This is a genomic window from Sphingopyxis sp., from assembly GCF_036261875.1.
GTDB lineage: Bacteria > Pseudomonadota > Alphaproteobacteria > Sphingomonadales > Sphingomonadaceae > Sphingopyxis.
Map to the genome: position 1 here is coordinate 1 of NZ_DATAJZ010000034.1, position 24,550 is coordinate 24,550.

A 24,550-nucleotide genomic window follows, 5' to 3' on the forward strand; every position below is an offset into this window, starting at 1 on the left:
GGGGCGTTGAGCATCAGCGTCGGATCGTCGCCGATATTGGCATAGGCGACGATGCGGGCGCGCGGCTTCAGGCCGTGCTTGTCGGCATAATCCTTCGACGTCAGCAGGATCGCCGCGGCGCCGTCGACGACGCCCGACGAATTGCCCGCATGATGCACGCCCTTGAATTCGAGCCCCGGATAACGGCGTTGAATCTGCTTGCGGAAGGTCACCCCGTTGCCGAGGTCGAAGTCTGCGATCGCATCGAAGCTGGGCCTGAGCGAAGCGAGACCTTCGGCGGTCGTTTCGGGGCGCGGAAATTCCTCATGGTCGAGCGCGACGCTGCCGTCGGGATTGTGGACGGGGACGACCGATTTGTCGAAGCGGCCTTCCTTGATCGCCTTGTCGGCGCGCTGTTGGCTGACGAGTGCGAGTGCGTCGACGGCCTCCCGGCTGATGCCTTCCATGGCGGCGATAGCATCGCCGCACACACCTTGATGCGATTGCGGATGCAATTCGTTGAGAGCTTCGTGACCCGCACCCATGCCGAGCGGCTTGATCCCGGCATTGGCTTCGTCGGCGGCGAGCTGTGCCGTGTAGCTCATCATTTCGGTGCCGCCGGCGACGACGCAATCCTCCATGCCGCTCATCACGCTCGCCGCGGCGAGGTTCACCGAACTGATGCCGCCGCCGCAGAAGCGGTCCAGCGTCACCCCCGACACCCTGATGTCATAGCCCGCCGATAGCGCCGCCATGCGGCCGAGGTCGGTCCCTTGCTTGCCGCGCTGGGTCGAGGTCGACCAGACCACATCATCGACGGTCGCGGTATCGAGATTGTTGCGGTCGCGGATCGCGGCGAGCACCGTCGCGGCGAGATGCTGCGGATGGAGGTGCGACAGCGCGCCCTTGCCGGGCTTGCCGATCCCGCGCGGGGTGCGGACGGCGTCGATGATATAGGCTTCGGACATGATGGGTTCCTTGTGGTCAGGCGGGAATCTGGTTGAAGGGGATGCCCTTGTCGGGGCGGTGATCCTGCGGCAGGCCGAGAATCTTTTCGGCGATCGTGTTGAGCAGCATTTCGTCGGCGCCGCCCGCGATGCGGCCGGTCGGCGCGTTGATCCAGCTGGCGCCCCAATCCTGCTTGACCGGCGCGTGGGCGTCGAAGTGCAGCCCCGCCGCGCCCTGCAGGTCGATCGCGAGTTCGGATAGCTTCTGGCGCGAGCGCACCGAGACGAGCTTGTTGAGCGAGCCCTCGGGGCCGGGTTCCATTCCCGCCTGCATCATCTTCATCGCGCGCGCAGTGATCGCGTCGAGCGAATTGCGCATCGCATGGTTGCGTGCGATCTGCTGGCGGATGCGCCCGTCCTCGATCGCGGGACGGCCGTTGATCTCGGCTTCTTCGGCCAGCGCAACGAACAGGTCGAGATGCGGCCCGAAACCTGCGCTGTCGGTCGCGACATAGCGCTCGATCATCAGCGTCGCCATCGCGACCGCGAAGCCGCCGCCGACCGGCGACATGCGATGATCGTCGCCGACCTTCACATCGTCGAAGAAGACCTCGTTGACGTGGCTGTCGCCGCCCGCGAGCTTGATCGGGCGCACGGTGACCCCGGGCGCCTTCATGTCGACCCAGAAGTAAGTGAGGCCCTTGTGCTTGGGCACAGTCGGATCGGTGCGGACGACGATGACGCCGTAGTCGCTATATTGCGCCCAGCTCGTCCAGACCTTTTGGCCGTTGATCTTCCAACCGTTGCCGTCGGTCTCGGCGCGGGTGCGCAGCCCCGCGAGATCGGAGCCGCCCGCGGGTTCCGAAAAGAGCTGGCACCAGATTTCCTCGCCCTGCAGCGCCTTCAGCACCCGCTCCTTCACCCAGGCCTTGTCCTCGCAAAAGCGCATGATGATCGGCACCGGCATCCCGAGCGAGATGCTGAAATAGGCGGTCGGCATGCCGAACGGCATCTCTTCGGTTTCGAAAGCGACCTTCTCGATATGGCCGAGGCCCTGGCCGCCGAACTCGATCGGCCAGTTGATCCCCGCATAACCCGCCGCGAAGCGCTCCCTGAGATAGGCGCGACCAAGTGCAAGATCTTCTTCCTCGCTGAGCCCTGCGCGCGCCGCGCGGCCGAAGCGCGGCGCGACCGATTCGAGCCAGGCGCGCGCCTTCCGGCGATAGATATCGATATCGCTCATGCCGCTTTCTCCCGCAGGCGGTCGACGAGGACATCCTCCCAGAAAAAAAGGTTGCCCTGCTCGATCGCGAGGCTGCGCGCGCGGCGCATGTGAAGATGGAGGCCGGCTTCCCAGGTCACGCCGATGCCGCCATGGACCTGAACGCAGTCGCGCGCCGCCGTGTCGTAGCTGTCGGTCGCCTGGATGCGCGCGGCGGCGGCAGCGGCGATAAAATCGTCCTGCCCCTCGCGCGACGCGGCATGGACCGCGCCCGCGCGCGCCAGTTCGACGAGCGCATAGATTTCGGCGATACGATGCTTGACCGACTGGAAGGCGCCGATCGGCTGACCGAAAGCGCGCCGCGTCAGCGCGTAGTCGCGCGCGGTTTCGAGCAGCTTTTCGGCGCCGCCGGTCTGCTCGTGCGCGGTGATCACCGCTTGTAGCGCGAGGATATGGAGCGCTGCCTCCTCGGCAGCCGGGCCGCGCGCCAGCACGGTCGCGGGCGTGTCGGCGAAAATCAGGTCGGCGGCGCAACGGCTGTTATCGAAGCTATCGATCGCCTGGCGTTCGATGCCCGCGAGTTCGGCGACCGCGAGGATCGGTTCCTTCCCGTCGCTGGCGGTCACGACGGCGACGTCGGCGCGAGTGCCGCCGGTTACCGCGGGCTTGGTTCCACCGAGCTTGCCGTCCTTGAACGCGAGGCTGCGCCCGATGACCTGTTGCCCTTCAGCGAAGGCGATGGCGCAGATCGCGTCGCCTGTCGCTAGCCTCGGCAACCAATGTTGTTTCAACGCCTCGTCGCCATGGTCCAGAATCGCCCGCGCGGCGCCGAAGCTCGGGGTCAGGAAAGGCGCGCCCGACAGGCTGCGCCCTGCCTGCAATGCGACGAGACCCAGCTCGATCAGTCCCAGTCCGAGCCCGCCATAGGCCTCGGGAAGCGCGACCGCAGTCCAGCCCTGCTCCTTCGCGATGGACCAGAAAGGTTCGAAGATCGCATCCTGCGTTTCAAGCAGCGGCAGCAGCGCCTCGGTTGTGACATGCGCCTCGAGGATGCGGCGCGATTCGCTCGCGATCGCCTGCTGTCCTTCGTCATATAGGATCGACATCCGGTCCGTTCCTCTTCAGCGGATCGTGAATTTCTTGGCCTTGTCGGCCATCAGCGCGGCGCGATTCACCTGTGGTACCCCGACCGGATTGCCGATCTGGCAATATTTGAGGCCCTGTTGCAGCGCGACGCTACGGGGCAGGTCGAGCGACTCCCAGATCGCCTTGACCGATCCGGCAGTCGCTGCAGGCGGTTTGGCGGCGATCGTCGCGGCCAGTTCCTCTGCGCGTGGCCACAGCTCGTCCAGCGTCGTAATCTCGCTGACGAGACCTATGCGGAGCGCTGTGCCCGCGCCGATCCGCTCGTCGTTGCCGAGCAGAACCATCCGCAGCACGTCGTGAAGCGGCATGTGATAGGTCATGCCGATCGGCTCGAGCGCGCTCGTCATCCCATAAGTGACATGAGGGTCGAAGAAGGTCGCGTCCTCCGAACAGATGATGATGTCGCTTTCGTTGAGCCAATAGAAGGCGCCGCCCGCCGCCATGCCGTGGACGGCGGCGATGACGGGCTTCCAGCATTTCATCGATTTTGGGCCGAGATAATTGCCCGGATCCTCGCAATGCCAGATGTTCGCGAGATCGACGACCGACTGGCCGGGCTTCTGCGATTCCTTGACGTCGACGCCGGTGCACCAGGCCTTTCCCGGCGCGGCGCGCAGCACGCAGCAATGGATATCCTCCTCTTGTCCGACCCACTTCCACAGATGGGCGAATTCCTCCATCATTTGCCGCGTGAAGCTGTTCATCGCTTCGGGCCGGTTGAGCGTGATCGTCGCGACATGGTCCGCGACATCGACGAGGATGGTTTGATATTGCATGGCGGACGACTCCTCCCCGTAGTTTGTCATGGTTGACCTAGTTATACAACTCGCTATGACATGGATCGCAACAGAAGGGCAAGAGCTGCGATGAATTTCGACCTGAGCGATGAACAGAAAATGCTGGGCGAGCAAGCCCGCGCGCTGCTTGCCGACCTGACGCCGTTCGACCGGCTGCGCGCCCTGATCGATTCGGCCAGCGAATGGGACGAACCCTTGTGGCACGCCCTGGCCGAGATGGGCTTCCTCGGCGTCACCATCCCCGAGGAGCATGGCGGGCTGGGGCTCGGCGCGCTCGACCTCGGCGTTATCATGGAAGCGCTCGGGGGCGCGAATGCGGCGGTTCCGTTCATGAGCTCGATCGTGCTGGGCGCCGAAGCCATCCGCCTTGCGGGCAGCGAGATGCAGAAGGCGGCGTGGCTGCCGAAGCTTGCCTCGGGCGACGCGATCGCGACCTTCGCGCACGCGGCAGGGCCAGGTCCGGCCTTCGCGGGCGGCGCAGCGCTGGAAGGCGGCCGCCTCAGCGGCAGCAAATCGCCGGTGGCCGACGCCGGGATCGCTCACGTCGCGGTCGTTCTGGTCGAGGGCGGCGGGCTCGCGCTGGTCGATCTGGATCAGACAGGCGTCACCCGCACGAAGCTGGGCAGCTTCGATCAGCTTCGCCCGCACTATCGGCTCGATTTCGACGGCGTGGAGGCCAAGGCGATGCCGGGCGGTGCGGCCGCGATCGAGCGACTGATCGACCAGGGGGCGGTGCAAGCGGCGTTCGAGGCGGTCGGTGCAGCCGAGGCCTGCCTGCACATGGCGCGCGACTATGCGATGGAGCGGCAGATTTTCGGCCGTCCGCTCGCAGGTTATCAGGCGATCAAGCACAAGCTCGCCGACATTGCGGTTATGACCGAGCTTGCGCGATCCAACGCTTATTATGGCGGCTGGGCGGCCGAATCGGCCCCCGACGAGTTGCCCGCCGCGGCCGCCGCGGCGCGGCTTTCGGCGATCAAGGCCTTTGAGATGGCGGCACGCGAAAATCTGCAGGTCCACGGCGGCATCGGCTATACGTTCGAGGCCAATTGTCATTTTTATTACCGGCGCGAGCGCCTGCTGGCCGTCCATCTGGGCGGGCGTGGTTATTGGGCCGACCGGCTGCTCAAGGCGCAGCCCGGCAGCCAGGCAAAGGCGGCATAAGATGGATTTCAACGACACTCCCCAGGAAGCCGCCTTCCGCGCCGAGGCCAGAGCATGGCTCGTCGCGCACGCCCCGGCGCACGAACTGCCGGCGGGCGCGGCGCTGCCCGACACCGAGGAGGCCGACCGTGGCCGCGCCTGGATGCGCGCGCTTTATGCGGGCGGTTGGTCGGGGCTGACCTTTCCCAAGGCACTCGGCGGTCGCGGGCTATCGGGTGCCGAGGCGGTGATCTTCGCCGAGGAGGAAGGGCGCTATCATCTTCCCAAGGGACCGTTCACCTCGATCGGCACCGGCATGGCGCTGCCCGTCATCGCGCGGCACGGCAATGACGAACAGAAAGCGCGCTTCATCGATGCGACGCTGAAGGGCGACCTTACCTGGTGCCAGCTTTTCTCCGAACCGGCCGCGGGTTCGGACCTTGCCGCGCTGCGCACCAAGGCGGTGCGCGCCGATGACGGCTCGGGCGACTGGATCGTCAACGGGCAGAAGGTCTGGTCGAGTTGGGCGCATCTGACCGACTGGGCCATTCTCGTCGTGCGGACCGACCCGACGGTGCCCAAGCATAAGGGGCTGACCTTCTTCCTCGTCGACATGAAGACCCCCGGCATCGAGACGCGCCCGATCCGCCAGATTTCGGGCGCATGCGAGTTCAACGAGACCTTCCTGACCGACGTTCGCATTCCCGACGCTAACCGTATCGGCGCCGAGGGCGAGGGATGGGCCTGTTGCATGACGGTGCTGATGGGCGAGCGGCTCGGGTCGGGTGCACATCGCAGCGGGATCGAACCGCTGCTTGCCTATGCCGCCACGACGCCCGACGGGCATGGCGGCACGATGCTCGACGATGCGGCGGTGCGCCAGCAACTGGCCGAGGCGCTCGCGGATGAGCAGGGCGAGCGCTTCTTCCAGGCGAGGCTCCGGACGATGGTGTCGAAGGGTGAGAATCCGGGCGCGCTCGCGGGAATGGTCAAGCTCGCTTATGCAAGCCGCTATCAGAAGACGAACGGGCTGGCGCTCGAACTGCGCGGTCTTGCGGGCATCGCGCCCGAGGCCGGAGACACGGCCACCGGTGACGTCCAGTATGACTATATCTATTCGACGGTGATGCGGATCGCGGGCGGCGCCGACGAAGTGCTGCGCAACCAGATCGCCGAGCGCGTGCTCGGAATGCCCGGCGAGGTTCGCATGGACAAGGATGTGCCGTTCGAGAAGCTGAAGGGCTGATCGTCTTCTCTGCGCAACTTGGTGAGTTTTCCTCGCCCGTCATGACCTTCTGCGCCGGTGGTCTCTGATCTAGCCTTTCCGAAAAGAACCGGAGACTGCATCATGACCACCGACATCGTCCGCCCGCGCGAGGAGACCGCCGCCGATCGCTGGGCTCGCTTCAGGCCGATCCGCACCGGTGACGATTATGTCGAATCGCTGCGCGGTCGCGGCGTCGAGGTCAGATCCTGCGCGGGATGGAGGTCGAGACGAAGAAGGGCCTCACGTGCGAGCTTGCGGGGATCGCCGAGGAATAACGGCTTCGGTGAAGGCAGGCGGGAGAGAGGTCCGATGACAATACCGGTGATCGCGATCTGCGGCATCGCAACCGACGCGGCGAGCTGGCGGAACATGCCGGCCACACGCATCTTCGTGCCGCGCGGGCGCACGATCGCGGCGATGGCCGAGGCGATCCTCGCCGACCTTCCCGAACGCTTCGCGCTCTGCGGCCATTCGATGGGCGGCTATGTCGCGCTCGAGATCGCGCGGCGGGCGGGCGGGCGGATGTCGGGGCTGGCGCTGCTCGGCAGTTCGGCGGCGGCCGATACGTCCGGACAGCAGGCGGCGCGCGAACGGGTGATCGTGCAGGCGCGGCAGGATTTTGCCGCAGTTGCCGAAAAACTTGCCCCAGCGATGCTGTCGCGTGTCAGCCGCGCCGTGCCCGGGCTGCTCGCCGATACTCATGCAATGCTGGTCCGCTGTGGCGCCGCACTCTTCGCCGAACAGCAGGGGGCCGCCGCGACGCGGCCCGACTATCGCGCCTCGCTTGCCGCCATCGCGGTGCCGACGCTGATCGTCGCGGGTGAGGAAGATCGCATCGTCGATCCCGACCGCTCGCGGGAATTGGCGACGGCGATCGCGCACGCTGACCTCAGACTCGCCCCCGCGTGTGGTCATGTGCCGCAGTGCGAGGCTCCCGACTTCACGGCTGCAGCGCTACGGCAATGGGCCGAAAAGGCCCGCTAAGGCTTATCTTGCCACCGTCCTCTATCGTGTGTCCCCGCGAAGGCGGGGACCCATTTCCGGTCGGTTCGAGATGGAACCGGCAGGAGATGGACCCCCCGCCTTCGCGGGGGAACAGGGTCTTATACAAAAATCGCGGCGATAGACTCTGAATCTTCACAGTTCCTATGCCATCAGCGACGCGGATATCGAGCGGCAGCGCGAACTGCTGGGATTCGACGAAGCGCAGAAGATGCGCGAATCTATCCAGACCGCGACGGCGCGGGCGGGTATATTGCGCACGAGCAGCGCCATCGCTTCGGCGGAGCCGCGCCATCCCGGCCGCGTGAAGTCGGCGGGGTCGAGACCCGTGCCTGCCGCCAGTTCGGCGACGGCGCGGCCTCGTCGCTCGGCGCCCTTCGTGCATATGCCGAAATAATATCCGTCGATCGTCGCCATGCCTTGCCCATTGCCTCGCCGGCCGAGCGCGCCGGTCGCGCGACGGAGCGGATCAGGCCGCCCGCCGTCGCGCTTCCGCCGCTTTCGCCAGCGGTTCGGCGAGTTCCTTCTTCAATATCTTGCCATTGGGATTGAGCGGCATGGTGTCGAGGATCACCAGCGTGCGTGGTACCTTGTTGTCGGCGAGATGCTCGCGGCAGAAGATGAGGATGTCGTCGGGGGTCGCGCTCGCATCCGGGCGCAGCGTCACCGCCGCGGCGATATCCTCGCCCAGCACCTCGTGCGGAACTCCGACCACGGCGGCCTGCTGGACGGCGGGATGAAGGTGCAGCGCCGTTTCGATCTCCAGCGGCGTGATGTTGTAGCCGCCGCGGATGATGAGTTCCTTCGAGCGGCCAGCCAGGATCAGGTCGCCGTCGGCGTCGATATAGCCAAGATCGCCGGTCTTGGTCCATCCGCCCGCAAAGCTCGCCCGTGTCGCTTCGTCGTCGTTCCAGTAGCGGCGCGAATGCTTCTGCCAGCCATAGATTTCGCCGACGATGCCGGGGGAGGTGACGACCTCGCCCGCTTCGTCGCGAATCTGCATATGCTTGGGCAGCTTGCCGACGCAGCCGGGCTTCATCACCTGGTCCTGGCTGCTGGTGCCGACGCCCACGCCGCCTTCGGACATGCCATAGCTGTTGCGGATGCGCAGGTGCGGCCACAGTGCCGCGGCCCGCCGCACCGAATCGTGAGGAAGGGGCGCGGTGCCCGTCATCAGATATTTGACCCCGGCGAGATCATAGTTCGCCACCTCCGGATGGTCGAGCACGAGCCGCAGCATCGAGGGCACGAGATAGACGAGGTTCGGGCGCTTTTCCTTCGCAAGCTCGAGAAAATCCTTGGGATCGAATTTGGGCTGGGTGATCGCGGTGGCGCCGCCGCGCGCGGGCAGCATCACGATGCCGAGATTGCCGCCCGAACCAGTGAGCGGCAAGGCATGAAGCGTCGAACGCGAACGGTCCATATTATGCCCGGTAACGCCGGTCATCAGGTCGGGATGCGAGACGACGACGCCCTTGATCTTGCCGGTCGTGCCCGAGGTGCCGAGTATCTCCGCATCGGCGGCCGGGTCGAGGCTCGCCTGATCGGGCAGTGCGCTCATGTCGCGCGGCATGACATCGACGTGCCAGCATCCGGCAAGGTCCAGGTCGGCGACGAGATCCGGTGCGTCGGTCAGGCAGAAACGCGGCTCGCACAGCGCGGCATAATCCGCGATTTCCCGGGGGTTCAGGCGCGTGTTGATCGGGCACGCGATGCCGCCGGCGCGAAAGACGGCGAATACCGCGATCGCCATCTCGACCGCATGGGCATTGCTGATAGGCAGGAAGACGCGGTCGCCCGGGATCAGGCCTGCGGCGGCCAGTCCCCCCCCCACTTCGTCGGCCTCGCGATCCCATTCGGCAAAGGTGATCGCCCGCCGCGTGTCGTCATGCGCGATCTGGTCGGCCTGATGCGACGCGCGCACCTTCAAGGCATCGCTGATGCGGCGAACATCCATTGCTTCACTATCCCCTTGCTTCGTCATAGGGGATGTATTACCTAGTTATATAACTCGTGACAAGGGAGATGTGAGATGGCGGACGCCAAAAGCGATATCAAGCAAAGCGAAGAATGGCAGAAGGCGGTCGCCTACGAAATCACCGACGCGGACATCGAGCGCCAGCGGGCGCTGCTGGGCTTCGACCAGGCCGCGAAGACGCGCGAATATTTCCAGACCGCGACCGAGGATAATATCCGCAATTTCGCGCACGGCATGGGCGACGACAATCCGCTCTATTGCGATCCGCACTATGCGCGGAAGACGCGCTGGGGCAGCGTGATCGCGCCGGGGATGATGGCGGGCATCCTCAACCGGCCGATGCTCGGCGACCCTGTGCCCGACGAGATCAAGGCACTGCGCAAGAGCCTGTTCAAGGGCATCCACGTCTTCGTGTCGGGGTCGCAATGGGATTTCTATCGTCCCATCTATCCTGGCGACACCATCTACAGCTTCAACGGCGACGAGAGCTGCGAGGTCAAGCAGTCCGAATTCGCAGGCCGTTCGGTGATCACCGTGCGCCGCGACGTCAAGCTCAACCAGCGCGGCGAGGTCGTCGCCGTCTATCGCATCCTGCGCGTGCTGACCGAGCGCAAGACGGCGGCGAAAAAGGGTAAATATTCGGCGATCGAACCCGCAAGCTATACCGACGAGGAGATGCAGGCGGTCGAGGATATCTATGCGAAGGAGGCGGTGCAGGGCGGCGCCAGGCGCTGGTTCGAGGATGTCGAGAAGGGCGATTCGCTGGGCCTGCAGGCGAAGGGGCCGCTGACCGTCACCGACGTCATCTGTTTCCACGCGGGCGGCTATGGCTTCGTGCCCTATGCGCCGACTGCGAACCGGCTCGCGCACAAGAACCGCCAGCGCATTCCGGCTTTCTATGTGAAGAATGAGCACGGCATCCCCGACGTCGCCCAGCGGCTGCACTGGGATCCGACCTGGGCGCAGGCGATCGGCAATCCGATGGCCTATGATTATGGCGTGATGCGCGAGAATTTCCTGTGGCAATATCTCAGCGATTGGGCGGGCGACGATGCGATCATCACGCATATCCATGATGAGATTCGCAAGTTCAACTATATGGGCGACGTTCAGCGCGTGACCGGCGAGGTGCTCGCCAAGCGGCAGGACGGCAAGCAGAGCCTGGTCGACGTCGCGGTCAAGTTCACCAATCAGCGCGACGAGGAAACGGTGCGCGCCACCGCGACGATCGCGCTGCCGAACAAGGAACGGCCGCTGCCGCTCTATCCCGAAGTGCCCGAGGAACTGGCCGAAAAGGCTGTGCGGATGCTGGCGCGTCATCGCGAACTCGGCGGGGATTGATTCGCCTGTCATTCGCTTTGACAAGAGGGACAGGGGAGGCTTTGCCATGTCCGAAATCCTGATCGACGACGATGCGGGCGTCCGCACCATCACGCTCAACCGGCCCGACCGCCTCAATGCGCTCACCGGCTCCATCATGGCGCCGCTGGCCGACGCCTGTGCCGACGCCGCGCGCGACGCGTCGGTCGGCTGCGTGGTCGTGACGGGGGCGGGCCGGGGCTTTTGTGCCGGCGGCGACCTCAAGGAAGGTGGCGCGGACAAGGCGATCGTGCCGCCCGGACCCGATGTCGGCAGCCGCACCGAACAGAGCTTTGCGCGGCTGCGTGGCTTCATGGAGACCTCGCGGTTGCTGCATGAAATGCCCAAGCCGACGATCGCGATGGTCAACGGTCCCGTGGCCGGTGCGGGTATCGGCATCGCCGGCGCCTGCGACCTGCGCTTCGCGGGGCGGAGCGCGAGTTTCCTGACCGCCTTCGACCGCATCGGCGCGGGCGGTGATTTCGGATCGACCTGGTTCTGGACCAAGATCGTCGGAACCGGCGTCGCGCGCGAACTGTTCCTGCTCGGCGAGAAGTTGTCGGCCGAGGAGGCCTTCGCGAAGGGGCTTTATACGCGCCTGTTCGACGATGAGGCGTTGGCGATCGAAACGAAGAAGGCGGCACGCCGCCTCGCCGACGGGCCGCGGATGGGCTATCGCTATATGAAGACCAACCTCAACAATGCCGAGGATTGGGCTTTCGAGGCGGCGCTCGACGCCGAGGCCCTCAATATGGGCCTCGCCACCAGCGCGACCGCGCTGATCTGGCGCGAAAAGAAGAAACGGGAAGAGCAAGGTGGCGGCTGATTTCGACCATATCCGCATCGATCGGCACGAGGACGGGATTGCGGCGGTCGTCGTCGCGCGCGCCGATATCGGCAACGCCTCCTCGCCCGAAATGCTCGGCGAAATTCGCGAGGCCTTCGCTGCGCTCTCCGCCGAGCGCGAGGTGCGCGCGATCCTCTTCGCGGCCGAAGGCAAGCATTTCTCGGTCGGCGCCGATTTCGCCTTTCTCCAGCGCCTGACCGGCATGGCGGCGAGCGAGATCAAGGACACCGTCTACGCCAATTTCCAGGGGGCGGCGCGCGCCATTTATCGCTGCCCCAAGCCGACGCTGGCGTTGGTGCAGGGCGCGGCGGTGACGGTCGGGTGCGAACTCGCGCTTGCCTGCGACTTCCGCGTCGCCGCCGACAATGCGATGTTCCAGGAAAGCTGGATCAAACTGGGGATCATGCCGCCGCTCGGCGGGACGTTCCTGTTGCCCCGGATCGTCGGTCTTGGCCGGGCGATGGAGATGTGCCTGCGCGGCAAGCAGGTGCGTGCCGAGGAAGCGCTGAGCATCGGGCTGGCGAGCGAAGTGGTCCCGCGGGACGACCTTGCCGCGCGCGGCATGGCGTTGGCTCGCGAACTCGCGGCGTCGGCGCCGCTCGGGTACGCGACGGTCAAGCAGTCGATCCAGCGCGCTCTCGAAAGCAGCATGGAGGCCGAATGGCAGGCGAACCTGCCCAATCAAGCCCTGCTGCTGGGCAGCGAGGATCATCGTGAGGGACTGGCGGCCGTGACCGAAAAGCGCGCGCCGCGCTTCCAGGGGCGTTAGCTCCGCTCGATTTTCTGCCCGGCCGCGACGAAAATCGTCTGCGTTCCTTTGGCATAAACCCCTTCGGCGTCGGCGAAGACCGACTGCGCGACCGCATGGCCGTTGCCCGCGCCTTCGGTATGCGCGTCGAGCAACAGCCAGTCGCCGCGCGGCATCCGCAGGAACTGGATGGAGATGTCGAGGTTGGCATAGCTCCATTCGTGCGCGAAGGTCGCGCTGCCGACGCCATTGCCGAAATCGGCGAACAGGCACGCCTTGACGAAGGGCGAAGCCGGCACGCCGAGCACCACTTCGCCGTCCATCCGCATCCACGACACGCCGCGCCCGGGCTCGCGCACCCGGCCCATGACCGGACGCGTCCGGATCGCCCCCGCCATGCTGGCACCGACGAGGAAGTCGTTTTCGGGCACTTCCTCGGGCGCGGGATGCGGCTGCGGGGCCGGAAATTCGGGTGTGTCGAGATGGCGTGCGAGCAGGACATGCGCCTGCGCGACGCAACGGTCCTCCGCGAGCAGTTCGACCCGGTGGAACTGTGCCTGCCGCCCCTGTCGCACCGGGGTGATCCGCGGAACCAGTCGTGCGCGCGGCACGATCCCCAATATGTCGATCGTCAGCCGGCAGATTTCGAAGCGACCGTCGAAACCCGCCGCCTCGACGACATGGCCGATCAGCGCCGCGATCGGCCCGCCCGCGACCGCGTTGGCGAACCAGGGATTGCGCGCGAGGCCCGAGGGGACGAAACCCTTGTCGTCGGTGGTGAAATAATGGGGAATGGTCGTGGCTTTGTCGGTCATCGCCTTCGCCTCTACCATGCTGGCCCTCCAGCACAACATGTTTGACGTAGTTATATAAGTCAGGCATAGGATTCGGGAGGACGGCAAGGGAGAGAAAGCGATGGACCTGAGCTATGGCGAGGCGGCGGAAGCCTATCGCGCCGAGGTGCGTGGCTTCCTGTCGTCGCATTGGCCGCCGCCGTCCGACCTGCGCGGCGCCGACCTCAAGGCGTTCGTCCGCGCCTTTCGTACGCTCGCGACCGGACAGGGCTATCTCTATCGCGCCATTCCGAAGCGTTTTGGCGGGTCGGAGCAGCCCGTCGACGTCATCCGTGCCCAGGTGATCCGCGAGGAGTTCGCCCGCGTCCGCGCGCCGATGGAGGTTGGTGGCAACGGCATGAACATGACCGTGCCGACTCTGCTCGAAAAGGGGACGGAAGAGCAAAAGGAGCTGTTCATCCGGGGGACGCTGGAGGGCGATTATATCTGGGGGCAGGGCTATTCCGAGCCCGGCGCCGGATCGGATCTCGCGAGCGTGCGGACGAAGGGCGAGCTGTCGGCCGACGGCAGCAAATGGATCATCAACGGGCAGAAAATCTGGACCTCGCAGGGGATGCAGGCAACGCACATGTTCATGCTCGTGCGTACCGAGCCCGATGCCCCCAAGCACGACGGCATCACCTATCTGCTGATCGACCTCGACCAGCCGGGGATCACGCGCCGCCCGATCCGCCAGATGACCGGCGAGGAGGGCGATCACACTTTCTGCGAATTTTTCTTCGACAATGCCCAGACGCCGGTAACGTGGCAGGTCGGCGAACGCGGGCAGGGCTGGTATGTCAGCCGCACGACGCTGAAGCACGAGCGCGCGAGCATCGGCGGTGCCGACGGGCTCGGCCGCCAGTTCGCGAAGCTGATCGAGTTGGCGAAGGAGGTCGGGCGCATCGACGATCCGCTGGTGCGCGACAAGCTGGCGCAGATCGAGGGCTTCGTCCTGTCGCACCGCTATTCGAGCTATCGCATCTTCAGCTGCGCGGCGGCGGGTGAGGATCCCGGCACGGTGTCGCTGATGATGAAGCTGTTGCTGACCGAAATCGGGCACGAAATGGCGCTGCTCGCACAGGAACTGATCGGCGAGCATGGCTTCCTCGAGCCCGCCGGAGCGGGCGGGCGCGGCAATCGTGGGCCGCGCGGCCCCGAAAAATGGCTCGATCAGATCATGGGCAGCCTCGGCAATTCGATCGCGGGCGGCGCATCGAACATCCAGCGCAACATCATCGGCGAGCGCGGCCTTGGCCTGCCGCGCGACCTTGCCATGAGCGGGGAGCGCTGAGCCATGCATTTTCATCTGACCGAAGAACAGACGGCGATTCAGGACGCGGTCCGCGGCACGCTCGCCGATTGCTGGCCGATCGAGCGCCTCCACATGTTCGCCGATAGCGAGACGGATTTCGACCGCGAGAGCTGGAACGCGCTGATGGCGCTCGGCCTCGCCGGCATATTGACGCCGGACAGCGGCATGGGGCTGCTCGAAGCTGCGCTTGCGTGCGAGGTTGCGGGCGAGGCCGCGGCGGCGGGACCGCTGATCGGCCAGATGCTCGCGGTCGCGGCGGTGGCGGTGCACGGCGGCGATCAACTCGGCGCGCTGATGTGCGGCGAAAAGGTCGCGACTTTGGTGCATGGCGGCGGCGCATTCGTCCCTTGCGCGCGCGCCGCCGACGTCTTCCTGATCGTCGACCGCGATGCTGGCGTCAGGCTGGTGCCCGTGGGCGAGAGCGTCGAAATCGAGGCGGCGCGGGCGAGCGACCGTAGCCGGCCGGTTTCGCGGGTCGCGATCGCAGCGGATGCGGGCAAGACGCTGTTCGGCCCCCGCGATCCGATGGCCGCCCGGCTCGCCGACGCGGCGCTGATCCTCGTCGCGGCCGATGCGCTCGGCGGCGCGCAGAGGGTAACCGACATGAGCGTCGCTTATGCCAAGGAACGCGAACAGTTCGGCCAGCCGATCGGCCGCTTTCAGGGGTTGAAGCACCAGCTCGCCCATATGGCGCTCGACGTAGAGCCCGCGCGGGCGCTGGTCTGGTATGCGGCCTATGCATGGGATGCGGCGCTGCCCGACGCGCCGCGCGCCGCGGCGATGGCGAAGGCGCATCTGTGCGACGTCTATGTTCGTGCGACGCGCGCTGCGGTCGCGGCCCATGGCGGCATCGGCTATACGTGGGAATATGGTCTTCACTACTGGTTCCGCCGCGCGATGTTTGACCGCGCCTGGCTCGGCAGTCCTGTCGAGCATCGTGCGCGGGCTGCGGCGCTTGCGGGCTGGTAGGCGATGAGCGGGCCGGGCGATCATCTGCAACTTGCGCCGGGGGTGCGGCGACTCCGGCCCGACGATCATTTCATGATCCTGTCCGAAACCGACGCTTCGCCGATGCACGTCGGCGCGCTGCTCCTGCTTGACGTCCTCGCAGGCCAGCAAGCCGGCTTCGCCGCGGCGATCCGCCGTCAGTTCGCCGAGCGGCTTCCCGCGACGCCGCTGCTCGCACGGTTGCATCAGTCGCCGGAGGGTTATGACAGCGACGTCTGGGCCGACATCGCCCGCGCTGACCTCGAAACGCTCGTCGCCGTCGAACCGCACGATGGCGCGTGGGAGGAGGCCGATCTTTACGAAGCGATCGCTGCGCTGAACATGCGGCGCCTGGATCTCTCGGGCCCACCTTTTGCCGCCCATCTGTTCGAGCGGCTCGCGGAGGGCGGCAGCGCCATCTATCTCAAGATGCACCACAGCGTCGCCGACGGCATCGGTTTCCAGACCGTGCTGGGGCTGCTCAGCGACGCCGCGCCGCGCGCGACCGCACGCTTTGCCGATGCGCGCCTGCCCGAACCTGAAAAATGGCAGCAGAAGGCCGAAGCGCGCTTCGCTGCCGAAGAAAGCCTGCGCGCCGAACAGTCGGCGCGCCGCAAGCAAGCGCTGGCCGCGCTCGAAGCCTGCAACGACGATCGCGCGCCGACGCCGCAGCTCAAAATGTCCGGGCCGACCTCGGACAAGCGCCGTTACGCCACGATCAGCCTGCCGCTCGCGCGCGTGAAGGCGGTGGGGAAGAGGCTCGATGCGACGGTCAACGATATCTTCCTGACTCTCGCCAGTTCCGCGCTTCGCGCCTATCTGACCGAGGTCGGCGATCTTCCCGAAACGCCGCTCGTCGTCAATTCGGCACGCTCCTATCGCCGCGCAGAGCATGGAGCGTTCGGCAACCGCATCGTCGCGCTGCATCCGCATCTCGCGACGCATCTCGCCGATCCGATCGAACGGCTCCGTGCGATCCAGACGTCGATGGCGGCCGAAATGCGGCGTACGCATCACGATGAGGCTTTGCTCGATGCCGCCGAAAAACCCCATGGCGCGCGCGACCGGCGCGCCGCCTTCGCCGAACGCATGGCAGGCGGGAAAAGGCTGCTTCCCGGCAATCTGACCCTGTCGAACGTCCCGGGCCCGGCCGAGGCGCGCAGCTATGCGGGCTTTCGCCAGCGTCATAATTATCCGGTGCCGATCATCGGATCGGGCCGTTTCCTCAATATCACTTCGCGGCGCAGCGGCGACCATCTGGACATGGGCGTGATCGTCGATGCCGAAAAGATCGCCGATCCGCGCCGCATCGCGGCCTTGTTCGTGGCCGCGCTCGACGAACTGGAGGCAATCCCATGACCGAAGACCTGGCGTTCCGGCAGGAGGACGACCGCTATCACCAGCTATCCGACGACCCCTATGAGACCGAGACCAACTGGTGGTCGTTCAATATTCCGGAGCGCAAGATCGGCTGCTGGATCCACGCGCCCTATTATCCCAACCGCAAAAGCGTGACCTGGCGCATCTTCGCCTGGGACGACGAAGGCTATGATCCGGCGCGCATGGCCTATTACCGCAAGGTCGAGGAAGCGGCGATGCCCGACCGTCCCGACCTCACCGACATCAGCTTTCCCGGCGATAAATACGGGGCGGGATACAGCCTCAAGATGATCGAACCCGGGATGAAATATCGTCTGCAATATGACGATCCGGCGCGGGGCTTCGCGCTCGACTTCACGCACACGGGTCTCCACCCGCCGCATCGCTTTCCGCCCGGAAAGCCGCCGTTCATGGCGACGCCGCACTATGATCAGCTCGGCCATGTCGAGGGCTGGATGACCTTGCGCGGCGAGCGCATCCGCATCGACGGCATCGGCGTGCGCGACCGCACCTGGGGTCCGCGCGGCGGGCCTTATGCGGCAAGCCCGAAGACCTATGCGAGCGATCATGATCGCGTGAAGCACCCCGGCGGTGCGCGCTGGCGCGAGATCGAGCGCGAACGCGGCCGGGGGCGCATCCAGTATATCTTCGGCCATCGCCGCGACGGCACCGGCTTTCTGGGCTTCGTCCGCGTGGCCGAGGGCGACGCCGACGGCTGGGCGCCGATGAATGCGGGCTGGATTCGCCGCGACGACCGCTTCGGCAGCCTCGATCCGGCACGCTCGCGGATGCGCGCTTTCCGCAGCCCGAAGACCGGCTGGAGCACGCATATGCAGGTCGAACTCGTCGACGAGCATGGCCGTGCGATGGCAAGCGAGGGCTTCGTCGTCAGCACGATGAGCGAGGCGGGCTATGGCGTGAACCAGCTCATGCGCTGGGACATCGATGGCGGAATCGGCTGGGGCGAGGATCAGGATGTGTGGAATCCGGCGCATTTCGTGCGGATGCTCGATGCGCTGAAGGCGACGGCCTGACCATGTTCGCCAAATTGTCGCTACCGTTGATGTGCGCGCCGATGAGTATAGCCTCCTCGGTGCCGCTCGCGGTCGCCTGCTGCCGCGCCGGGGTGGTCGGCGGCTGGCAGGGCGGGACTTTCACGCCGTTCGAGCATTTCGAGGACTATCTGGCCGCGCTTGCGCAGGTCGAGGGGGCACCGCCGATCGTCAATCTGCCCGCGCGCTGGGGCCACGATCCCGCCGGGGCGGCCCGGCTCGATCTGCTCGAACGCTACCGCGTGCCGCTCATCCTTTCGAGCCTTGGCGATCCCTCGGCACTGGTGGCGCGCGTCCACGGTTGGGGCGGGCGCGTCGTCCACGACGTGACGACGATGCGGCACGCCGAAAAGGCGATCGCCGCGGGCGCCGATGGGCTGATGCTGACCTGCGCAGGGGCCGGAGGGCATACGGGTTTCCTGACGCCGATGACCTTCGTTCCGGCGGTGCGGCGGCTGTTCGACGGGCTGCTGATCGTTGCGGGGGGCATCGCCGATGCGCATGGCATCGCGGCGGCGCTGGCGCTCGGCGGTGATATCGCCTGCATGGGCACCCGTTTCATCGCAACGCCCGAGAGCGGCGTCGTGGAGGGGCATCGCGCGATGATCGCCGAAGCCGGTGCGGACGACATCATCGTCTCGGCGGCAATGAATGGCGTGCCGGCGCATTGGCTGCGCCAGTCGGTCGAGGCAGCGGGGCTCGATCCCGGGTCGTTGCCGGCGGTGCGATCGGAGATGCCGGACGGCGCGCGGCCATGGCGCGACATCTGGAGCGCGGGACAGAGCGTCGGCATGATCGATACGGTCGAGCCAGTGCCCGCGCTGGTCGCACGGCTGCACCGGGATTTCGAGGCCTTGCTGGCCGTTGCCGACTGGCGCGAGCGGCTGGCGGCAGTGGCCGAAAGCTGGGCCTAGTCCATCGTCAGCACGATGCGGCCCGCGCTTCGCCCCGCCGCGGCATCCTCCATCGCCGCACGGAAATCCTCGAGCGGATAGGTGCGCGTGATCGCGGGCCGGAGCTTTCCCTCTGCCGCGAGGGCGAAGATCGTGTCGCGATTGGTCTCGCTTTTCGCGGGTTCGAAGATGCCGAACTGGCGTACGTCGACCCCGATCAGGCTGGCGCCCTTGAGTAGCGGCAGGTTGGTGCGCAGCGCCGCGATGCCGGCAGGAAAACCGATGACGAGATGCCGTCCGTTCCATGCGAGCGAGCGAAAGGCAGGGTCGGTCGCCTCGCCGCCGATGGGGTCGAAGACGACATTGACGCCGCGGTCGCCGTTCGCCGCCTTGACCGCCGCGCGCCAGTCGGCGCCGCGGGCATCGATTGCGGCGTCGGCTCCGCCCGCCGTCGCGAGCGCGCGTTTCGCTTCGCTCGACGCCGAGGCGATGACGCGCGTGCCCAGATGTCTGCCGATCTGCACCGCGGCATAGCCCGTCGCGCCGCCCGCGCCGAGGACGAGCAGGGTTTCGCCTGTCTGCAGCTTTGCCCGGTCGACGAGTGCGTGCCACGCCGTCGCATAGCTGACCGGGAAGACGGCTGCTTCCTCGAACGACAGCGCTTCGGGCATGGCGCGGACCGTCCGCGCGGGCAGGTTGGCGACGTTGGCGAACAGCCCGCCCCATCCGCTCGCAACGACCTTGTCGCCGACCGCGATCCCCGCCACCTCGGCGCCGACCGCCTCGACGACGCCCGCGCATTCGCTGCCCGGGACAAAAGGGGTCGGCGGCTTGACCTGATAGCCGCCCGCGGCAGTCAGCACGTCGACGAAACTGATCCCGGCTGCCCTGATCGCAATCCGCACCTGCGTAGGCGAAGGCGGTCCCGGATCATGTGCGGCGAGTCGATAATGATCGGGTGGGCCGAGTTCCTCCGCTATCGCGGCGCGCGGTCCGGCTGGCTTGTCGTCGGGCATGGCTTCCTCTTGTCAGCTTGTTCTAAGAAGTATAACTAAGTTATATATCAATTGAAGGGGACAGGCGATGGCGTTCAAAACGCGGATTACCGAAATGCTGGGGATCGAGCACCCGATCGTCCAGGGCGGAATGCAGGCGGTGGGCACCGCCGATATGGCGAGCGCGGTGTCGAACGCCGGCGGCCTCGGCATTATCACCGCGCTGACGCAACCGACGCCAAAGGCCCTGCGTGATGAAATTGAGCGCTGCCGGTCGATGACCGACAGGCCGTTCGGGGTGAATCTGACGGTCTTTCCGACGATCAACGCACCGGACTATAATGCCTATGCCGACGCGGTAATCGAAAGCGGCGTCAAGGTGATGGAGACGGCGGGAACCCCCGCGGTGCGCGAAATCTGGGCGCGGGTGAAGCCGCATGGCGTCACCATCCTCCATAAATGCACCGCGGTGCGTCATGCGCTGTCGGCGGAGAAGGCGGGATGCGACATCATCTCGATCGACGGCTTCGAATGCGCCGGCCATCCGGGCGAGGACGATGTTCCGGGGTTGATCCTGATTCCCGCGGCGGCGGATCGGGTGAAGATTCCGATGCTCGCCTCGGGCGGCTTCGGCGATGGGCGCGGGCTTGTCGCCGCGCTCGCGCTCGGCGCCGAGGGGATTAACATGGGCACGCGCTTCTGTGCGACGAAGGAAGCACCGGTGCACGACAATGTGAAGCAGGCCTATATCGATAACGACGAACGCGGCAGCTTCCTGATTTTCCGCAATTTCAAGAATACCGCGCGTGTCGGGAAGAGCGAAGTCAGCGAGGAGGTCGTCCGCCGCCTCGCGCAACCCGACGCGAAATTCGCCGACGTGCAGGAACTGGTCGCCGGGACGGCAGGGCGTGAATTGCTGAAGACCGGAGATCTTTCGAAGGGCGTCTTCTGGGCCGGGATGGTGCAAGGGCTGATCCACGATATTCCGACCTGTCAGGAACTGATCGACCGGATCATCGCCGAAGCGGAAGCGATCATCGATCGGCGGCTCGCGAGCTTTCGCCGTTAGCGCTGCCCGCCATCGACGCGCACCAGCGCGCCGGTGGTATAGGAGGAGGCCGGGCTCGCGAGCATCAGCGCGGCGGTCACGATCTCTTCGGGTCGCCCCGGCCGCCCTAACGCAACCGGCTGCGTCTCGCGCTTGTTCGGTTCCCAGGCTTCGGCGATGTCGGTCAGGAAGGGGCCGGGGCTGATCGTGTTGACGCGCACCTTCGGCGCATATTCGCGGCTCAGCGAAACGCTCATCGCGTTGAGCGCCGCCTTGGCCGAGCCATAGGGCACCACCATCGGCAGCGCCATCAACGCGCCGGTCGAACTGATATTGATGATCGCGCCGCCTTCGCTCTGGCTCATCCGGTGCGCAATCTGGCTCGCAAGCCGGAAGGGGCCCTTGAAATTGAGGTTCATCACCGAATCGAACAGACTTTCGGGCATTTCGTGGCTGGGGCAGGGCGGCGACATGCCGGCGTTGTTGATGAGAATGTCGATGCGTCCGAACTCGGCATAGGCGGCGGCAATCAGAGCGTCGATCTCGTCCCAGCGCCCGCAATGGACGCTATGTGCCATCGCCCGCCTTCCGAGCGCGCGGCATTCCCCGGCGACCTCCTCGCATTTGTCGAGCTTGCGGCTCGCGACGATGACGTCGGCGCCGCGTTCGGCGAGCGCCTTGACCATGCGGTAGCCGAGCCCGCGCGACCCGCCGGTGACGAGCGCGACCTTGCCGGTGAAATCGAACAGCGGATCGGGGGTCATGCGGCGCTCCTTTCGCGGATCGCATCAAGGCGGGTCGGGATATGCTCGCTGGGGAAGAGTCCCGGCGCGGGCTTCGCGTTCTTGAGATAGGCCTTGGCCACCTGCACCTTGTGGACTTCGGTCGGCCCGTCGGCGAGCGCCAGCGCGGGCAGCCCCATCCACATGTCGGCGAGCGGCAGTTCGAGCGTCATGCCAAGGCTGCCGTGGAGCTGGATCGCGCGCTGGACGATGTCGTGATAGACTTTCGCCATCTGCACCTTGCACATCGCGATATGCGTGCGCGCGGCGCCATGCTCCTCATTGTCTATGATCCACGCGGTCTTGAGCACGAGCAGGCGGAACTGTTCGAGCTCGATGATCGAGTCGGCGATCGCGCCCTGCACGAACTGATGCTCGGAAAGCTGCTTGCCCTGCGTCCGGCGCGACACCGCGCGTTCGAGCATCATGTCGATCGCGCGCTGGCACTTGCCGACGGTGCGCATCGCGTGATGGACGCGCCCGCCGCCGAGCCGCGCCTGCGCGACCTTGAACCCCTCGCCAGGGCCACCGAACATCGCGTCGAGCGGCACGCGCACCTTGTTGTAGCGGATATAGGCGTGGGTGCCGTCGTCCTTGCCCTTGCTGTCGCCCATCGTCTGCGAATGGCGGATGAACTCGACCCCCGGCGTGTCGGTCGGGACGATCAGCATCGACATGCGCCCGTGCGGCGGGTTTTCGGGGTTGGTGACGACCATCACGATCAGGAAGGCGGCGAAGCGCGCGTTCGAGGAAAACCATTTCTCGCCGTCGATTACCCACTCGTCGCCGTCCTGCCATGCCCGGCAGGTGAATTCCTTGGGGTCGGCGCCGGCCTGTGGCTCGGTCATCGAGAAGCAGGAGACGATCTCGCCTTCCATCAGTGGCTGGAGATATCGGGCCTTCTGCTCCTCGGTCCCGAACATCGCGAGGATTTCGCTGTTGCCGGTGTCGGGCGCGGCGGTGCCGAAGACCGTCGGTGCCCAATAGCTGCGTCCGAGGATTTCGTTCATCAGCGCCAGCGTGAGCTGGCCGTAGCCCGGCCCGCCGAGATCGGCGCCAAGATGGCAGGCCCACAGGCCCTGTGCCTTCACCTCCTCCTGCAACGGCTTCATATAGGCGCGCGCTTCCGCGTTCGCGACATCGTAGGGCGCGCCGTGCCCCGGGAAGAGCATATCCATAGGCTCGCATTCCTCGCGGACGAATTTTGCCATCCAGTCGAGCTTCGTCTGCAATTCGGGTTCGATGCGGAAATCGATCATGCGCGTTCCTTGGGTTAGCCGATCAGGCGGATGAGTTTTTCGGCTTCGGCGAAATTGCCGCGCACCAGCCGGTCGAAGAAGCGCCCGGTCTCGGCGCTCAATATGCCCTTGGCCGCTTGCGCGACCTTATATTCGAGGATGCAGCCGCCCTTGAACATCGCCAGGATCAGATAGTAATCGAAGCTCGCTATGCTGCGCCCGGTGCCCGCGGCATAATGCGCCATCAGTTCCTGCCGCGTCGGCCAGTCGCCGACATTGTAGAGCGCCTTTTCGGGGACATGGCCGGGAAAGCGCTCGTCGCATATGCCGTTGCAGAACCAGGCGAGGTCGAGCAGCGGGTCGGCGATGGTCGACAGCTCCCAGTCGATCAGCGCGGTCAGCCGGCACGGCGGGTCAAAGGCAAAGAGCGCGTTCGGCGTCCCGACGTCGCCGTGAATGATGCCGGGGCGGAAATCGTCGGGGCTGTTGGCGCGCAGCCAATCGCGTGCGAGCGCATAGCCGGGCAGTTCGCGCCACTCGAAATCATAAAGCTGCTTGTAGCTTTTGATCTGGCCTTCCCAGCGGTCGACTTGCCGTTCGAGAAAATTGTCGGGTCTTCCGAAATCTTCGAGGCCCACCGCCCGGTAATCGACGTTGGCGAGCGCAATCAGCCCGTCGACCATCGCGAACGGCACTTCGCGCGCGTGCGGCGGCTTGTCGAAAGGCGGCCTGTCGTGGATGCGCCCATCGTGAAGGTCGGCAGGCCAGCCCTCGACGAGATCCATGACATAGAAGGGGGCGCCGATGACCTCGGGATCGGCGCAGCTCCCGTGGCAGACAGGGTGGGGGACGGCGGTGCCGCCCAGTGCGGTCAGCACGCGCGCCTCGCGCAGCACGCTCTTCTCGCTGCCCGGCGGCGGCACGGCGGGCGGGCGGCGCAGGATCAGCGTGTCACCACCGCGGTTCAGCGACAGGATGACGTTCGACGTGCCGCCGTGGATCTTCTCGACCGCGAGCGGCCCGTCACCGAGCGCGGGGATATTCGCATCGAGCCATGCGGTCAGCCGTTCGGGATCGGCGAGCGCTCTTGCATCGTCGTTCATGCGCCGCCTTCCTTCAGATAGGTCTCGATCGCGCTGCGGATCGCGTGCAGCCGGTCAGCGGCGTCGGCGAAGGCGGCCTTGTCGATCCGCGCGAGCACCGCCCGGGTCACCGCCTCCGCACGCGCATGATCGGCCGCCTTCAAGGCACGGCCCGCATCGGTCGCGACGATCAGCGACGCGCGTTTATGTTCGGGATTCGCCTCGAACGCGACGAATCCCAGTTCGGCGAGATGATTCGCGGCGCGCTGCACCACCTGCCGCGGATGGCCGAGGCTGCGGCCGATCTGCGCGACGGTCGGGGGTGCGGCGGCGTTGACAACGGCGGTCAGCACCGTGAGCTCCATCTCGGCGAGCCCGCTCGCGCTGCGGGTGTCGGCATAGAGCGCGCGCATCCGTCCGCGCAGCCGCGCAACCTCGTCGGCGAATCGTTCGAACTCGATGAAGCGTTCAGACATGACACCTGAATGTCTAATTGACACTGTAGTGTCA

At 66.1% G+C, this 24,550-nt stretch carries 24 protein-coding genes; 12 read left to right on the forward strand and 12 right to left on the reverse strand.

The window, feature by feature from the left end; all coding sequences use genetic code 11:
* From VHO04_RS14695 to VHO04_RS14710, 4 genes are all read right to left on the reverse strand, one after another.
* The coding region (locus VHO04_RS14695; RefSeq protein ID WP_329628985.1) for an acetyl-CoA C-acetyltransferase at positions 1-947 on the reverse strand (947 nt) is incomplete at its 3' end.
* Between the two features lie 16 nt (positions 948-963).
* Entirely contained in the window at positions 964-2,169 is a 1,206-nt protein-coding gene (locus VHO04_RS14700) for an acyl-CoA dehydrogenase family protein (protein ID WP_329628986.1), read from the reverse strand.
* Positions 2,166-3,254, reverse strand: a complete 1,089-nt coding sequence (locus VHO04_RS14705; RefSeq protein ID WP_329628987.1) for an acyl-CoA dehydrogenase family protein — start codon at positions 3,252-3,254, stop codon at positions 2,166-2,168. The genes VHO04_RS14700 and VHO04_RS14705 overlap by 4 nt, the downstream gene beginning before the upstream one ends.
* A 15-nt stretch (positions 3,255-3,269) precedes the next feature.
* Entirely contained in the window at positions 3,270-4,070 is an 801-nt protein-coding gene (locus tag VHO04_RS14710) for an enoyl-CoA hydratase/isomerase family protein (protein ID WP_329628988.1), read from the reverse strand.
* Between the two features lie 90 nt (positions 4,071-4,160).
* Here VHO04_RS14710 and VHO04_RS14715 point away from each other — a divergent pair, with 90 nt between their 5' ends.
* The 3 genes from VHO04_RS14715 to VHO04_RS14725 all read left to right on the forward strand — a co-directional run bounded on the left by VHO04_RS14715 (position 4,161) and on the right by VHO04_RS14725 (position 7,485).
* Complete coding sequence (locus VHO04_RS14715) at positions 4,161-5,255, forward strand: acyl-CoA dehydrogenase family protein (protein ID WP_329628989.1); 1,095 nt, start codon at positions 4,161-4,163, stop codon at positions 5,253-5,255.
* Position 5,256: 1 nt separating this feature from the next.
* A complete protein-coding gene (locus tag VHO04_RS14720; RefSeq protein WP_329628990.1) occupies positions 5,257-6,480 on the forward strand; it encodes an acyl-CoA dehydrogenase family protein in 1,224 nt (407 codons plus the stop codon).
* A 330-nt stretch (positions 6,481-6,810) separates the two neighbouring features.
* Positions 6,811-7,485, forward strand: a complete 675-nt coding sequence (locus tag VHO04_RS14725; protein ID WP_329628991.1) for an alpha/beta fold hydrolase — start codon at positions 6,811-6,813, stop codon at positions 7,483-7,485.
* A gap of 162 nt (positions 7,486-7,647) precedes the next feature.
* On the opposite strand, the gene VHO04_RS14730 is transcribed toward VHO04_RS14725, so the two are convergent.
* Together VHO04_RS14730 and VHO04_RS14735 are read right to left on the reverse strand one after the other, a co-directional pair.
* Positions 7,648-7,920 (reverse strand): hypothetical protein, encoded by a 273-nt coding sequence (locus VHO04_RS14730; protein WP_329628992.1) that lies wholly within the window; start codon positions 7,918-7,920, stop codon positions 7,648-7,650.
* A gap of 52 nt (positions 7,921-7,972) precedes the next feature.
* The gene (locus VHO04_RS14735) at positions 7,973-9,460 is read right to left on the reverse strand and encodes a class I adenylate-forming enzyme family protein (RefSeq protein WP_329628993.1); all 1,488 of its coding nucleotides are present in this window, start codon (positions 9,458-9,460) and stop codon (positions 7,973-7,975) included.
* A gap of 75 nt (positions 9,461-9,535) precedes the next feature.
* On the opposite strand from VHO04_RS14735, the gene VHO04_RS14740 reads away from it, so the two are divergent.
* The 3 genes from VHO04_RS14740 to VHO04_RS14750 are packed head-to-tail and all read left to right on the forward strand — an operon-like array spanning position 9,536 to position 12,456.
* Positions 9,536-10,822 carry an FAS1-like dehydratase domain-containing protein gene (locus VHO04_RS14740; RefSeq protein WP_329628994.1) on the forward strand — a complete coding sequence of 429 codons (1,287 nt, stop codon included), beginning with the start codon at positions 9,536-9,538 and terminating at the stop codon, positions 10,820-10,822.
* A 46-nt stretch (positions 10,823-10,868) separates the two neighbouring features.
* Positions 10,869-11,666 carry an enoyl-CoA hydratase-related protein gene (locus VHO04_RS14745; protein ID WP_329628995.1) on the forward strand — a complete coding sequence of 266 codons (798 nt, stop codon included), beginning with the start codon at positions 10,869-10,871 and terminating at the stop codon, positions 11,664-11,666.
* Positions 11,656-12,456: an enoyl-CoA hydratase/isomerase family protein gene (locus VHO04_RS14750; protein WP_329628996.1), complete on the forward strand. Its 801-nt coding sequence runs from the start codon at positions 11,656-11,658 to the stop codon at positions 12,454-12,456. The genes VHO04_RS14745 and VHO04_RS14750 overlap by 11 nt, the downstream gene beginning before the upstream one ends.
* On the opposite strand, the gene VHO04_RS14755 is transcribed toward VHO04_RS14750, so the two are convergent.
* Positions 12,453-13,250: a thioesterase family protein gene (locus tag VHO04_RS14755; RefSeq protein WP_329628997.1), complete on the reverse strand. Its 798-nt coding sequence runs from the start codon at positions 13,248-13,250 to the stop codon at positions 12,453-12,455. The genes VHO04_RS14750 and VHO04_RS14755 overlap by 4 nt on opposite strands.
* 100 nt (positions 13,251-13,350) lie before the next feature.
* Between VHO04_RS14755 and VHO04_RS14760 the strand changes: the two genes are divergently transcribed.
* The 5 genes from VHO04_RS14760 to VHO04_RS14780 are packed head-to-tail and all read left to right on the forward strand — an operon-like array spanning position 13,351 to position 18,916.
* Entirely contained in the window at positions 13,351-14,562 is a 1,212-nt protein-coding gene (locus VHO04_RS14760; RefSeq protein WP_329628998.1) for an acyl-CoA dehydrogenase family protein, read from the forward strand.
* Between the two features lie 3 nt (positions 14,563-14,565).
* On the forward strand, positions 14,566-15,552 hold the full coding sequence (locus VHO04_RS14765; protein ID WP_329628999.1) for an acyl-CoA dehydrogenase family protein: 987 nt from the start codon (positions 14,566-14,568) through the stop codon (positions 15,550-15,552).
* A 3-nt stretch (positions 15,553-15,555) separates the two neighbouring features.
* On the forward strand, positions 15,556-16,929 hold the full coding sequence (locus VHO04_RS14770; protein ID WP_329629000.1) for a wax ester/triacylglycerol synthase domain-containing protein: 1,374 nt from the start codon (positions 15,556-15,558) through the stop codon (positions 16,927-16,929).
* Positions 16,926-17,984, forward strand: a complete 1,059-nt coding sequence (locus tag VHO04_RS14775; protein WP_329629001.1) for a DUF7065 domain-containing protein — start codon at positions 16,926-16,928, stop codon at positions 17,982-17,984. Before VHO04_RS14770 ends, VHO04_RS14775 begins: the two co-directional genes overlap by 4 nt.
* A gap of 41 nt (positions 17,985-18,025) precedes the next feature.
* Positions 18,026-18,916 (forward strand): nitronate monooxygenase, encoded by an 891-nt coding sequence (locus VHO04_RS14780; RefSeq protein ID WP_329629002.1) that lies wholly within the window; start codon positions 18,026-18,028, stop codon positions 18,914-18,916.
* Here the strand turns inward: VHO04_RS14780 and VHO04_RS14785 are convergent.
* The gene (locus tag VHO04_RS14785; RefSeq protein ID WP_329629003.1) at positions 18,913-19,911 is read right to left on the reverse strand and encodes an NADPH:quinone oxidoreductase family protein; all 999 of its coding nucleotides are present in this window, start codon (positions 19,909-19,911) and stop codon (positions 18,913-18,915) included. The genes VHO04_RS14780 and VHO04_RS14785 overlap by 4 nt on opposite strands.
* A gap of 67 nt (positions 19,912-19,978) precedes the next feature.
* On the opposite strand from VHO04_RS14785, the gene VHO04_RS14790 reads away from it, so the two are divergent.
* The gene (locus VHO04_RS14790) at positions 19,979-20,959 is read left to right on the forward strand and encodes a nitronate monooxygenase family protein (protein WP_329629004.1); all 981 of its coding nucleotides are present in this window, start codon (positions 19,979-19,981) and stop codon (positions 20,957-20,959) included.
* Here VHO04_RS14790 and VHO04_RS14795 read toward each other — a convergent pair.
* From VHO04_RS14795 to VHO04_RS14810, 4 genes are read right to left on the reverse strand one after another with little or no spacing between them, the layout of a single operon-like run.
* The gene (locus tag VHO04_RS14795; protein ID WP_329629005.1) at positions 20,956-21,702 is read right to left on the reverse strand and encodes an SDR family oxidoreductase; all 747 of its coding nucleotides are present in this window, start codon (positions 21,700-21,702) and stop codon (positions 20,956-20,958) included. The two genes, VHO04_RS14790 and VHO04_RS14795, sit on opposite strands and share 4 nt — an antisense overlap.
* Complete coding sequence (locus tag VHO04_RS14800) at positions 21,699-22,979, reverse strand: acyl-CoA dehydrogenase family protein (protein WP_329629006.1); 1,281 nt, start codon at positions 22,977-22,979, stop codon at positions 21,699-21,701. Before VHO04_RS14800 ends, VHO04_RS14795 begins: the two co-directional genes overlap by 4 nt.
* A 14-nt stretch (positions 22,980-22,993) precedes the next feature.
* Positions 22,994-24,061 (reverse strand): phosphotransferase family protein, encoded by a 1,068-nt coding sequence (locus tag VHO04_RS14805; protein WP_329629007.1) that lies wholly within the window; start codon positions 24,059-24,061, stop codon positions 22,994-22,996.
* Positions 24,058-24,516, reverse strand: coding sequence for a helix-turn-helix domain-containing protein (locus VHO04_RS14810; protein ID WP_329629008.1), 459 nt, complete (start codon positions 24,514-24,516; stop codon positions 24,058-24,060). Before VHO04_RS14810 ends, VHO04_RS14805 begins: the two co-directional genes overlap by 4 nt.
* Between the last annotated feature and the right edge of the window lie 34 nt (positions 24,517-24,550).